Source organism: Caulobacter sp. CCH9-E1 (assembly GCF_001556515.1).
In the GTDB taxonomy this organism is placed as follows: domain Bacteria; phylum Pseudomonadota; class Alphaproteobacteria; order Caulobacterales; family Caulobacteraceae; genus Caulobacter.
Genome location: NZ_LSJA01000164.1, coordinates 1 through 11,959 on the forward strand (window position 1 = coordinate 1; position 11,959 = coordinate 11,959).

An 11,959-nucleotide genomic window follows, 5' to 3' on the forward strand; every position below is an offset into this window, starting at 1 on the left:
CCTTCTCCCCTTGCGGGAGAAGGTGTCGCTGAAAGCGACGGATGAGGGGTCGCGCTAACGAAAACCGCCGCGACAGCGGTCAGGCTGTCGCGGCGGCTCTTGTCTTCAACCCCTCACCCGGCCCTTCGGGCCACCCTCTCCCGCAAGGGGAGAGGGACACTAAGTTCAGGCGTAGCTCTGCAGCGGACGCACGTCCAAGGCCTCCGCCGGGGCGCCGGCGATGGCTTGGGCGGCCGCCAGGGCGCCGGCCGAGGTCGTGTAGTACGGCACCTTCATCATCAGGGCGGTGCGGCGGATCTCGAAGCTGTCTTCCAGAGCCTGCTTGCCCTCGGTGGTGTTGAACACCAGCTGCACGCCGCCGTTCTTCATCACGTCGACGATGTGCGGACGGCCTTCCAGCACCTTCTTGACGTGCTCGACCTGGACGCCCTGCTCGGCCAGATAGGCCTGGGTGCCCTCGGTCGACAGCACCTTGAAGCCGGCGGCCAGCAAGAGCTTCACCGGCTCGACGATCCAGGGCTTGTCGCTTTCCTTGACCGAGACGAAGGCCGCGCCCTCGCGCGGCAGCTTCACGCCGCCGCCCAACTGGCTCTTGGCGAAGGCGCGGGCGAAGGCCGGGCCCATGTCGGTCTCGCCGTCGCGCTTCCAGTCCAGGCCCATGACCTCGCCGGTCGAGCGCATTTCCGGGCCCAGCACCGTGTCGACGCCAGCGAAGCGGGCGAACGGGAAGACCGCTTCCTTGACCGCGATGTGGTCATAGGGCGTGTCCTTCAGGCCGAAGCTCTCCAGGCTCGCGCCGGCCATGATCTTGGCGGCGATGGCGGCCACCGGCTGGCCGATGGTCTTGGCCACGAACGGCACGGTGCGCGAGGCGCGCGGGTTCACTTCCAGCACGTAGATGCGCGGGTTGTCGCCGTGCGGCTCCTCGATCGCGAACTGCACGTTCATCAGGCCGCGGACGTTGAGGGCCAGGGCCATCTGCACCGTCTGGCGCTTCAGCTCCTCGACCGTCTCGGCCTTCAGCGAGAAGGGCGGCATCGAACACGCCGAGTCGCCCGAGTGGACGCCGGCTTCCTCGATGTGCTCCAGCACGCCGGCCACGAACACGTCCTTGCCGTCGCACAGGGCGTCGACGTCGACCTCGGTGGCGCGGCTCAGATAGTGGTCCAGCAGGATCGGGTGCTCGAACGAGATCTCGCCGGCGCCGGCGATGTAGCGCTCCATCGCCTCGTGGTCACGGATGATCTCCATGCCCCGGCCGCCCAGCACGTAGGACGGACGCATCACGAACGGGAAGCCGATCTTCTCGCCTTCCGCCCGGGCTTCGTCCCAGCTGCGGGCGATGGCGTTTTCCGGCTGGGCGATCTTCAGGCCGTTCAGCAGCTGCTGGAAGCGCTCGCGGTCCTCGGCCAGGTCGATGGCGTCGGGGCTGGTGGCCAGGATCGGGATCCCGGCCTCTTCCAGGGCGTGGGCCAGTTTCAGCGGGGTCTGACCGCCGAACTGGACGATGACGCCGGCCAGGGTCCCCTTGGACTTCTCGACGTGCAGCAGCTCCAGCACGTCCTCGGCCGTCAGCGGCTCGAAATACAGGCGGTCGGAAGTGTCGTAGTCGGTCGAGACGGTCTCGGGGTTGCAGTTGACCATGATCGACTCCACGCCGATCTGGTCCAGCGCGAAGGCCGCGTGGCAGCAGCAGTAGTCGAACTCGATGCCCTGGCCGATCCGGTTGGGACCACCACCCAGGATCACGGCCTTCTTGCGGTCGGACGGATCGCTCTCGCACTCGGGGATCTGGCCCAGGGCGCCGGTCTCGTAGGTCGAGTACATGTAGGGCGTCGAGGCCAGGAACTCGCCGGCGCAGCTGTCGATGCGCTTGAAGACCGGGCGGACGGACAGCGCCTGACGCAGAGCGCGGACCTCGTTCTCGGTCTTGCCGGTCAGCTGGGCCAGGCGCTTGTCCGAGAAGCCTTGCGCCTTCAGGGCGCGGAAGGCGGCCGCGTCGGTCGGCAGGCCGCCGGCCTTCACCCAGCCTTCCTGGCGGACGATCTCGGCGATCTGGCGCAGGAACCAGGGCTCGTAGCTGCAGGCGGCGTTGACCTCTTCCACGGTCAGGCCGTGGCGGAAGGCCTGGGCGATCACGCGCAGGCGGTCGGGGGTCGGCGTACCGAGGGCGCGGACGACGGCGGCCTTGCCGGTGTCGGGATCATCGGCGCCGTGGATCTCGACCTCGTCGAAGCCGGCCAGGCCGGTCTCCAGGCCGCGCAGGGCCTTCTGGACGCTTTCCTTGAAGGTGCGGCCGATGGCCATGACCTCGCCGACCGACTTCATGGCCGTGGTCAGCAGGGGCTCCGAGCCTGGATACTTCTCGAAGGCGAAGCGCGGGATCTTGGTGACGACATAGTCGATGCTGGGCTCGAACGAGGCCGGGGTCGCGCCGCCGGTGATGTCGTTCTTCAGCTCGTCCAGGGTGTAGCCGACGGCCAGGCGCGCGGCGACCTTGGCGATCGGGAAGCCGGTGGCCTTCGAGGCCAGGGCGGACGAACGCGACACGCGCGGGTTCATCTCGATGACGACCATGCGGCCGTCCTTCGGGTTCACGGCGAACTGGACGTTCGAGCCGCCGGTCTCCACGCCGATCTCGCGCAGCACGGCGATCGAGGCCGCGCGCATCCACTGATATTCCTTGTCCGTCAGGGTCAGGGCCGGGGCGACGGTGATCGAGTCGCCGGTGTGCACGCCCATCGGATCGATGTTCTCGATCGAGCAGACGATGATGCAGTTGTCCGCCTTGTCGCGGACGACCTCCATCTCGTACTCCTTCCAGCCCAGGACGCTCTCCTCGACCAGCACCTCGGTGGTCGGCGAGAGGTCGAGGCCGCGCTCGACGATCTCTTTGAACTCCTCGACATTGTAGGCGATGCCGCCGCCGGTGCCGGCCAGGGTGAAGGACGGGCGGATGATCGCCGGCAGGCCGACGAACTCCAGGCCTTCCATGGCCTCGTCCAGGGTGTGGCAGGCGCGCGAACGTGGGCTCTCCAGGCCCAGCTTGTCCATGGCGTCGCGGAACTTCTGGCGGTCCTCGGCCTTGTCGATGACCTCGGCCTTGGCGCCGATCATCTCGACGCCGAACTTCTTCAGCACGCCCTGCTCTTCCAGGGCCAGCGCCGTGTTCAGAGCCGTCTGGCCGCCCATGGTCGGCAGCAGGGCGTCGGGGCGCTCCTTCTCGATGATCTTGGCGACCATCTCCGGCGTGATCGGCTCGATATAGGTCGCGTCCGCCACGTCCGGATCGGTCATGATCGTGGCGGGGTTCGAGTTGACCAGGATGATCCGGTAGCCCTCGGCGCGCAGCGCCTTGCAGGCCTGGACGCCCGAATAGTCGAACTCGCAAGCCTGACCGATGACGATCGGCCCCGCGCCGATGATCAGGATCGAGGAAATGTCTGTTCTCTTGGGCATGGCTAACTCGCGCAAAGACACGGTCGCGCACATCCGCGCGCCCGCTGTCGACCATCTTGCAGGTTAAGGCGCCCGTGTAGAGACGGAGTCGGTTCGGCGCAACCCCGCATCTTTGCAAAGGGTTAACGCCAGCTTGGCTGAACGATGTTCAGGAGCGCGGACGCCTCTCGGCGAAGCCGATCACGAGGCCGGGTCGGCGGTCTTCGCCTCCGCCGAGGGATCCGTCGGCGCGACCCAGGCCGCGCCGGACTGGCCCAGGTCATAGCCCAGCTTGAACAGGGCTCGCCGCCCCTCGGCCGCGAAGTCCAGCCCCGAAAAGTCGCCCTGGGCGTCGTCGGGAATGGCGGTGTAGCGGAACACCCCGCCGTTGCGCCGGGTGAAGGCGGCGTTGGCGGTCAGGTGCGTGCGCAGCTGGGCCTTGTTCATGGCGATCCACGACCGGCCCAGGATCGACAGGGCGTCGCCCTTGGTGAAGCCGAAGCCACCGTCGATCTGGCCGTTGACGATCACCGAGACCTCGCCGGGCCCCGTGCTGGCCTGCCCTGGCAGGACCGACAGCAGCAAGGTCTCGGGCGCGACAAAGAACGGCGTGGTGACGCTGCCGTCGACATGCATTTCCGAGAACTTGCGGTTGGGGCCCTCGACCTCGATCAGGCTGGGCGGAAAGACGCCTGGGATGCTGGCCGAGGCGACCAGCACCTGGCGGAACAGCTGCAGGGCGGCCGCGTCGCCGCGCGAAGCGATCGCCCCCATGTCCCAGATGATGGTCTGCTCGGTGTCCAGATTGGTGGTGGCGATCATCAGTCGCCGGCCCTTGGCGTGCTCGATGGCGATCGCATAGAGCAGCGGCGGATCCACATACTTGGCGACCAGATCGCGCAGGGCGTGATTGCGGAAGATGCTGGGCGCGAAGAACAGATCCAGGCCCCGCTTCTGCAGGATCCGGTCGGCGGCCTTGCTGGTGTAGGCCTCGGTCAGGCGGCGGTCCCAGTCCTTGCCGAGGAAGGCGAACGGCGCGGTCAGGGCGCCGGTCGAGACGCCGGTGACGATGTCGAAGTCGGGCCGGTCGCCCGCCGCCGTCCAGCCGACCAGCACCCCCGCCCCATAGGCGCCGTTCGAGCCGCCGCCCGAGATCGCCAGCACATTGACCTTGCGGCCGGCGGTGTGACTGTGGACCTCCTGGGCGAACTTCAGGCCCGCGGCGGGATCGGCGGCGCTGAACCGCACGTCGGCCAGGCCCTGCGGCGCCACGGCGCCGAGATCCTGGGCGGTGAAGGCGTCGCGCGACACCGTCCCGCAGGCCGAAAGCGCCAGCGTGGCCATCAGGGCGGCGAGGACGCGAAAGCCGCGCATCGAAAGCGTCTCCGAAGGAACGCCCGATGATTAGCCGCCCCGGCCCCTTAGGGGAATTGTCGCCTTGCCATCGTCCATATTTGCGAGTCATTCTCAATATCAGCGACAGGGAGTCGATCATGGTCTACAGAACGACGGGCGCGAGCGTACTGGCTTGGATGATGCGCGCGGAAAGGGCCAAGCGCGTCGAGCCGGATCCGGACCTCTCTTGGCTGCTGCACGGACCGACGGATCTGGAGGTGGTCGAGCGGGACGATGAACCCGCCCGACGGCTGGCGGCGGAGTAGCCGCGCCGACGGCGACGGCGACCACGACGCCGCATAGACTAGGTCCGGCGCCTGCGCTCGCAGCCCGCCCACCAGCCGGAAGCCTTGCGCATGACCTCGGTCACCTCGAAGTCCGCGTCGTGGCAATCGTCGGTGGCCAGAAGCAGCATGTCGCCGCAGGCCGGCGCCGGCGCGCCCTGGGAGGCGCGAATGAGGATCGTTCCGTGCTCGCCGGCGGGGCTCGGCCGAAAGGCGTAAGCGAACGGACCCAGGCCGGCGGGCAGGTCGGGCCTGGGCGGGGTCCGTCGCGGGGCCATGTCAGTCGCCGACCTTGTCGATCTTGAAGTGCTGCTCGACCAGGGTCGCGCCGCCCATGATGGTCATGAAGGCGATGTCAGCGGCGTCGCGGCCCGTGGCCACCCGGACCAGGCCATCGACCGGCGCCCGTCCCGTCGCGTCGATCAGCCACCACCGTCCGCCGAGATAGACCTCGGCGACCGCGTGCAGGTCCGGCGGCTCCAGGCGCCAGGCATAGGCGCTGACCGCGCGGGCGGGCAGATTGGCCGCTCGGCACAAGGCGATCACAAGGTGGCTGAAGTCGCGGCACACCCCCGCCCGGTCGATGAAGGTGTCGATCGCCGTCGTCCCCGAGTGGCTGACGCCGGCCTCGTAGTCCACGTGCTCGGCGATCCAGGCGAGGATCGCGGCCACCTTGCGCCCGCCCTTCAGCGTCCCGAACTCGCGCTCCACGAAGCGCAGCAGGCGATCCGAGGGGCTGTAGCGGCTGGCGCGAAGATAGGCGAGAACCTCGCTGGGCAGGTCGCGGAGCGCCATCTCCGGCTCGCCGGCCAGGTCCTGGTTCGCGGGCGTCAGCTTGACGGTGGCGCGATACAGCGCGTTGACCCGGCCGGCGGCGGTGAAGACCGTCCGCCGCTCTCCCGTCACCGGATCGTCGATCCGCGTCGCCTCGACCGGCGGCCAGAAGGTGAGCGCGTCGGAGAGGACCGCCTGCCCCGGCGAATGGGCGGCTTCCACGAGCAGCAGGACCTCGCATGGCCCGGCGAAGTCGTAGGTCAGCGAAGCTTCCACCTCGAAGAGCATGGCCGGTCCTTGGCGTGAACGCCGCCCACGCGAGGGAGGCCCACATCAACCCTCGACGCGCCTCCCGGTTCAAAGGCGAAAAAGGAAGATAACCCGGATATATCTATCATCCAGGACAAAATAGGCGCATGATATTCTAAGAAATCAGCCAAAAATACTCGTCTGAAATCTCCAAGAAATCCACCTTCGGCAGAATTACCAGACGGGTTTCCGTTGTATTTGGCGATTTCATTGAAAGAAATTACAGTGCCAATCCGATCGAATTACAAGACGCAGCCCGCCAATCTGTCCAGCCGCCTCCAGGGCCTTTTTGAGCGGCTCATGAACGATCGCGGCGAGCGCTCGCCGCCGCCCGCAACGCCGTCGACCGCCTTCGCCGCGCGCACCGACCGATACCCGCAAGGAGATCAGGGTCGCGCCCTGCGCCTCTGGATGATCGCGCGGCTGCGCGCGGGCCGCATGGCGCCCGAACACGCCGCGGCGACGATCTGAGCTGTCCAGAAGGACTTAAACATGACCGACGACGCGGACGCCGCCTTCGGGCCCAGGGCGGTTCCTTCTCCCGAGCAAGACCTCGACCCGCCGGCCCTTTCCGACGACGAGCGCCGCACGCTCCGTCAGCTGGAGCGGCGGACGCGGAACGGCCAGCTCGAGGCGGTGAACATTCGCGACGCCCAACAGCTCGCCAAGCTTGGCCTGGCGCGACACGGCCGCGGCGGCTGGCTGCCCACGCACGAGGGGCTCGCCTATCTGAAAGAGCAGCCCGACGGCTCGACAAGCGACCGGGACGCGACCTTGTCGAGGCTCACGCCCGACGCTTGTCGCGCGCCGCGCAACCCCCAGGAAACCTAGATGAACAAGCCCAGCGTCAACCGCATCGTCATCACGGTCCGCAGGAACGAAGGCCTGTGGGCGGCGGAGGAAGACGGCGTCTTCTTCGGCGCGTCCCTCGAAAAGGACATCGCCAAGGCCTCGGCGACCAAGCGGGCCCGCGAGCATCTGCAACAGGGCCAAGCCTGCCAGATCAGGATCTCCGGCGAACACGGCTTCGCGATCTGAGCCTCAAACGAAAACAGGCCGGCGCACGCGCCGGCCTGTTCCGTTACGGACCCGAGGGGCCGTGAAGAGCGTCGGGGTTTAGGCCGACTGCAGCTGACCAGCCGAGGTCTTGCCGCTGCGGCGGTCGACTTCCGGCTCGTAGGACAGCTTTTGGCCTTCGTTCAGGCCGTTCATGCCGGCGCGTTCAACGGCCGAGATGTGGACGAAGATGTCCTGGCCGCCGTTGTCCGGCTGAATGAAGCCAAAACCCTTGGCGGAATTGAACCACTTCACGGTTCCAGTAGCCATGGTGAGTATCCTTGTAGGCATGTGTTCGCCGACCGAAAACGTCTCGGTCGACGATCAAATTTCGTTGGAAGTTCGGAAGGCGCGTCCGGCGCTCCGGCTCGCGGAGCAAGGAATAGCAGGCCGAGCGGCAGCGAATTCGATAACGTTATTCTGGAGCACTTCCAGGAAATAACAAGGAAAATATTTTCAGACGACTTGGCGGGTCGCGCGGACCCAAGCTGCGCCTCACGCGTTTTCATATCGACACAGCCGTTTTTTGACGTCGAAACAGGAGCCTTCCATGACCCTTCTCGAAAAGATCCCCACGCTCCGCGACGCCGAACTGAAAGCCTTGCTCGCCAACGCCCGCCGCCTGGACGTGACCGGAACGCCCGAGCAGCGCCGCGCCGTCGCCGAGGTGATCACGCCCCTGGAGCGCGAGGCCTCTCGCCGCAGGTCGGCGGGACGATCGGGGCGGTAGGGAAATGCTTCCCCCCCAGAGGGGGAGGAAGGAAAAGCTTCGCCCCCTAGGCCAGCGCCTTGCGCGCCGCTTCCCAATACTGGGCGCCGGTGATCAAGGTGACCAGGGTCGCCAGCCACAGCAGGCCATGGGCCGCCAGGGTAAAGCCGCCGACCACGGACGGCTCTTGCGGCAGGCCGAACGCGCCCCACGAGGCCAGCACCATCTCGGCGCCGATCGAGACCAGCTGCAGGGTCGTCTTCCACTTGGCCAGCAGGGTGACGGGCAGCTTGACGCCCTTGCCGGCGCCGACCTCGCGCAGGGCGCTGACGGTGAACTCGCGGAACAGGATCAGGCCCGCCGGCAGCACGACCAGCGGGTTGGGGCCCAGGGCCATCAGGCCCAGCAGGGCGCCGCAGACCAGGATCTTGTCGCCGATCGGGTCGAGGATCGCGCCCCAGACGCTGACCGCGTCCAGCTTGCGCGCCAGCCAGCCGTCGAAGAAGTCGGTCACAGCCGCGATCACGAAGGCGTAGAACGCCCAGCGCTCCAGGCGCAGCTGCGCGTCGGCCGTCAGCTGGTCGCTGACCCACGGCACGGCGCCGGCCGCCGCCGCCAGGGCCACGAACATGAACAGCGCCATCACGAGGCGCGAGCTGGTGAGGATGTTGGGCAGGGACTTCATGCGCTTCTCATACCGACAAACCCGTGACGGCGATACGGTTCCGCTGCGCGTCGTCGCGCGAGACCTTCCCCCGAAAAACGGCGATTTTTAAGACGCCGTCCGCGACTCGCTTCGATATACAAGTCGTGAGGGCGAAGCTGAGCCCTCGCCGAGGCGGGCGCGCCGACGAATGACGGATCAGGATGGGGGGGATTTGGGCGGCCGCCGACGCGTCAGCACGATGCGCGGGCGGCTGGTGCTCCTGACGATCAGCCTGCTGATCCCGGCCATCGTTTCCATGGTGTTGCTGCTGGCGGGCGCGGATCGCGAGTCGCGCGGGCAGCTCTATCAGCAGCTGGTCACCACCGCCCGGGCGCTGTCGGGCGCCGTCGATCGCCAGGCCGCCGTCGGCGTCGCCGTGGTCGAGACCCTGGCCAGCGATCAGGCCCTGATCAACGGCGACTGGGCCGATTTCCACCGCCGTGCGCAGCGGGTCGTCCAGCGCCGACCCGGCTGGATCGTGGTGTCCGACCTCGACGATGGCCAGCAGATCCTCAACACGCTGAAGCCCTACGGCGCGCGCCTGCCGCGCACGCCGCGCACCGGCGACCTGAGCAGCGCCCTGCTGGCCGGCCGCAGCAAGATTTCGGACCTGCGCGTCGGGATCGTGGCCGGCAAGCCGGTGATCACGGTCTCCACCCCGATCCTGGTCAAGGGGGAGCCGTACGTCCTGTCGTACGTCGTGGAGTCGGCCTCGTTCACCTCGGTGTTCCGCCAACAGCGGGTGCCGGACCGCTGGGTCGCCACCCTGCTGGACAACAATCGCCGGGTCATCGCCCGCTCGCGGCTGAATGAGAAGTTCACCGGCGCCCTGGCCTCCAAGGACATGGAGGAGAACCTGCGCCATTCGACCGAGGGCGTGAACAAGAGCCTTTCCCTGGAAGGCGTGCCGACCATGGTGGCCTACACCCGCTCGCCCCAGACTGGCTGGACGCTGGTGGTGGCGATCCCGCGCGACGACCTGGTCAGCACGGTCAACCGCTCGGTCGTTCTGGCCGGCGCCGTGTTCCTGGCGCTGCTGGTCCTGGGGATCACGCTGTCGCTGCTCTATGCCCGCCGGATCAATGGCGAGATGCGACGCCTGGTCAGCGACGCCGCCGCGATCGGGCGCGGTCAGACCCTGCCGCCGTCGGACGCCGACAGCCTGGAGGAAATCGCCGCCGTCCACTCGGCCCTGCGCGAAGCCTCCCGCGAGCTGAAGGCCCGCGAAGAGCGGCAGGTGGTGATGATCAACGAGCTGAACCACCGCGTGAAGAACACCCTGGCCACCGTCCAGGCCCTGGCCCGACAGACCTTCCTGAAGACCGACGGCGCGCCGGTGGACGTCTTCACCGAACGGCTGATCGCCCTGTCCGGCGCCCACGACCTGCTGACCAAGACCGGCTGGCGCGAGGCGGACATGGACCAGTTGGTGCAGAAGGCCCTGGGCGCGCACGCCGGCCGGGTGCGTCGGGAAGGGCCCGCCGTCGCCCTGGCTCCCCACACGGCCGTCGGCCTGTCGATGGTCTTCCACGAACTGGCCACCAACAGCGCCAAGTACGGGGCGCTGTCGGTTCCGGGCGGCGAGGTCGAGGTCTCCTGGCGGCTCGATCCGGTGACCGGCAACCTGGGCTTCACCTGGCGCGACGTCGGCGGCCCGCCGGTCACGCCGCCCAAGACCCGAGGCTTTGGCACCCGGCTGATCGAGAGCTCGATCCGCCGCGAGCAGAAGGGCCACGCCCGCTTCGACTTCCGCGCCGACGGCCTGGTGTTCGAGGCCAGCCTGCCCCTGCCCGAGACGGTGCGCTGGGCCAATCCCTACTGATGGAATCCGAGGCGGCGATCATCGCGGCCTTCGTCCGCGACGAGGGCTTGCCGGCGGATTTCGCGGACCTGGCCGATCGCCTGCACCGGCCGCTGGCGGCGCGGATCGCCGGCTGGGCTGGCGGAGGCCGCGCGCCGCTGGTGGTCGGGATCTGCGGACCGCAGGGCTCGGGCAAGTCGACCCTGGCGGCGCTGGTCGCGCGACTGCTGGCGGCGCGAGGCCTGAAGGTCGCGACGCTGTCGATCGACGACCTCTACCGGACCAAGGCCGAGCGCGCCCGGCTGGCCCGCGAGGTTCATCCGCTGCTGGCGACACGCGGCGTTCCCGGCACGCACGATCCGGCGCTGGGTCTGGCGGTGCTGCAGGCGCTGGGGCGGCCGGAGACCACCGCCCTGCCCCGCTTTGACAAGGCCGCCGACGATCGCGCGCCCGAGACCTCTTGGCCGCGCGTCGAGGGTCCGGTCGATGTCGTGCTGCTGGAAGGCTGGTGCGTCGGGGCGCGGCCGCAGCCCGCGGCGCGGCTGGCCGCGCCGGTCAACGCCCTGGAGCGCGACGAGGACCCGAACGGCGTCTGGCGCGGCTTCGCCAACGCAGCGCTGGCGGCCCCCTATGCGACGCTGTTCGCGCGCCTCGACCGGCTGGTGCTGCTGACCGCCCCCGCCTTCGCCGTCGTCCGCGCCTGGCGAGGCCAGCAGGAGGCCCGCCTGCGCGCCCGCCTCGCCGCCGAGGGTCGCGATCCCGCGCTCGCCATGGACGAGGCCGCCCTCGACCGCTTCGTCGCCCACTACGAACGCCTGACGCGGTGGATCGCGGAGGATCTGCCGGGCGCCGCCGACGTGGTCATTCCGCTGGATGGAGACCGTCGGCCGTCGCGCCCGCTCTAGCCTTCGCCGCCCGCCATCGGCTAACAGCGTTTCATGACCTATACCGACGAAGACATCGCCGCCCTCGCCGAGGGCCTGGTGGGCCGCGACTTGCCCAAGGAACGCTGGACCCACGCCGCGCACCTGGCCGCCACCCTGCGCCTCGTCCGCATCCGCGACGCGGGGCTGGAGCGCGACCTGCCGGGGATCATCCAGAGCTACAACATCTCCGTCGGCGGGGTGAACGACGACACCAGCGGCTACCACGAGACCATCACCCAGGCCTATCTGGCCGCCATCCGCGCCTTCGTCGCCGCCCTGCCGGCGGGGACCCGCGACAGCGACGCGGTCGCCGGGCTTCTGGCCACGCCGATGGGCGACAAGGCCTGGCCGCTGACCTACTGGTCGCGCGAGCGCCTGTTCTCGGTCGAGGCCCGGCGGGGCTGGGTCGCGCCGGATTTGAAGCCGCTGGAGCATCCGCCCATGGCGGCGGCGGCCGGCGACGAATAACGTCCGATAACGGGCCTGGGGCCAAGACGGGCTTTCGACCCTGAGCGGACGGATTGGAAAATCCTCCCCCCAGAGGGGGAGGAGGCCGAAGGC

The 11,959-nt window shown here is 68.6% G+C and carries 14 protein-coding genes and 1 pseudogene; 9 read left to right on the forward strand and 6 right to left on the reverse strand.

Annotated features, from left to right (window positions below):
• A pseudogene (locus AX690_RS24225) lies at positions 1-163 on the forward strand (hypothetical protein); the annotation flags it as partial.
• A 2-nt stretch (positions 164-165) separates the two neighbouring features.
• Here the strand turns inward: AX690_RS24225 and carB are convergent.
• Positions 166-3,459, reverse strand: coding sequence for a carbamoyl-phosphate synthase large subunit (gene carB / locus AX690_RS10305; RefSeq protein ID WP_066682831.1), 3,294 nt, complete (start codon positions 3,457-3,459; stop codon positions 166-168).
• 180 nt (positions 3,460-3,639) lie between these two features.
• The gene (locus tag AX690_RS10310; protein ID WP_066730361.1) at positions 3,640-4,812 is read right to left on the reverse strand and encodes a patatin-like phospholipase family protein; all 1,173 of its coding nucleotides are present in this window, start codon (positions 4,810-4,812) and stop codon (positions 3,640-3,642) included.
• Positions 4,813-4,931: 119 nt separating this feature from the next.
• On the opposite strand from AX690_RS10310, the gene AX690_RS23280 reads away from it, so the two are divergent.
• Complete coding sequence (locus tag AX690_RS23280) at positions 4,932-5,099, forward strand: hypothetical protein (protein ID WP_197426836.1); 168 nt, start codon at positions 4,932-4,934, stop codon at positions 5,097-5,099.
• Between the two features lie 38 nt (positions 5,100-5,137).
• Here AX690_RS23280 and AX690_RS10320 read toward each other — a convergent pair whose 3' ends face one another.
• Positions 5,138-5,395, reverse strand: coding sequence for a hypothetical protein (locus AX690_RS10320; protein ID WP_066682834.1), 258 nt, complete (start codon positions 5,393-5,395; stop codon positions 5,138-5,140).
• Between the two features lies 1 nt (position 5,396).
• Positions 5,397-6,179, reverse strand: coding sequence for a transglutaminase family protein (locus AX690_RS10325; RefSeq protein ID WP_066682835.1), 783 nt, complete (start codon positions 6,177-6,179; stop codon positions 5,397-5,399).
• A 213-nt stretch (positions 6,180-6,392) separates the two neighbouring features.
• Here AX690_RS10325 and AX690_RS22855 point away from each other — a divergent pair, with 213 nt between their 5' ends.
• The 3 genes from AX690_RS22855 to AX690_RS10335 are packed head-to-tail and all read left to right on the forward strand — an operon-like array spanning position 6,393 to position 7,238.
• A complete protein-coding gene (locus tag AX690_RS22855; RefSeq protein ID WP_156449627.1) occupies positions 6,393-6,671 on the forward strand; it encodes a hypothetical protein in 279 nt (92 codons plus the stop codon).
• A 21-nt stretch (positions 6,672-6,692) separates the two neighbouring features.
• A complete protein-coding gene (locus tag AX690_RS10330; protein ID WP_066682836.1) occupies positions 6,693-7,031 on the forward strand; it encodes a hypothetical protein in 339 nt (112 codons plus the stop codon).
• A complete protein-coding gene (locus tag AX690_RS10335) occupies positions 7,032-7,238 on the forward strand; it encodes a hypothetical protein (RefSeq protein ID WP_066682837.1) in 207 nt (68 codons plus the stop codon).
• Positions 7,239-7,316: 78 nt separating this feature from the next.
• Here the strand turns inward: AX690_RS10335 and AX690_RS10340 are convergent, their stop codons facing one another.
• Positions 7,317-7,526 (reverse strand): cold-shock protein, encoded by a 210-nt coding sequence (locus tag AX690_RS10340; protein WP_066682838.1) that lies wholly within the window; start codon positions 7,524-7,526, stop codon positions 7,317-7,319.
• Positions 7,527-7,806: 280 nt separating this feature from the next.
• Between AX690_RS10340 and AX690_RS10345 the strand changes: the two genes are divergently transcribed.
• Positions 7,807-7,986: a hypothetical protein gene (locus AX690_RS10345; RefSeq protein WP_066682839.1), complete on the forward strand. Its 180-nt coding sequence runs from the start codon at positions 7,807-7,809 to the stop codon at positions 7,984-7,986.
• Between the two features lie 46 nt (positions 7,987-8,032).
• On the opposite strand, the gene pgsA is transcribed toward AX690_RS10345, so the two are convergent.
• Complete coding sequence (pgsA, locus tag AX690_RS10350) at positions 8,033-8,650, reverse strand: CDP-diacylglycerol--glycerol-3-phosphate 3-phosphatidyltransferase (protein ID WP_066682840.1); 618 nt, start codon at positions 8,648-8,650, stop codon at positions 8,033-8,035.
• Between the two features lie 169 nt (positions 8,651-8,819).
• Between pgsA and AX690_RS10355 the strand changes: the two genes are divergently transcribed.
• The 3 genes from AX690_RS10355 to AX690_RS10365 are packed head-to-tail and all read left to right on the forward strand — an operon-like array spanning position 8,820 to position 11,866.
• Positions 8,820-10,493, forward strand: a complete 1,674-nt coding sequence (locus AX690_RS10355; protein WP_066682841.1) for a sensor histidine kinase — start codon at positions 8,820-8,822, stop codon at positions 10,491-10,493.
• A complete protein-coding gene (locus AX690_RS10360; protein ID WP_066682842.1) occupies positions 10,493-11,377 on the forward strand; it encodes a kinase in 885 nt (294 codons plus the stop codon). Before AX690_RS10355 ends, AX690_RS10360 begins: the two co-directional genes overlap by 1 nt.
• Positions 11,378-11,410: 33 nt before the next feature.
• Entirely contained in the window at positions 11,411-11,866 is a 456-nt protein-coding gene (locus AX690_RS10365; protein WP_066682843.1) for a hypothetical protein, read from the forward strand.
• The last annotated feature ends 93 nt before the right edge of the window (positions 11,867-11,959 follow it).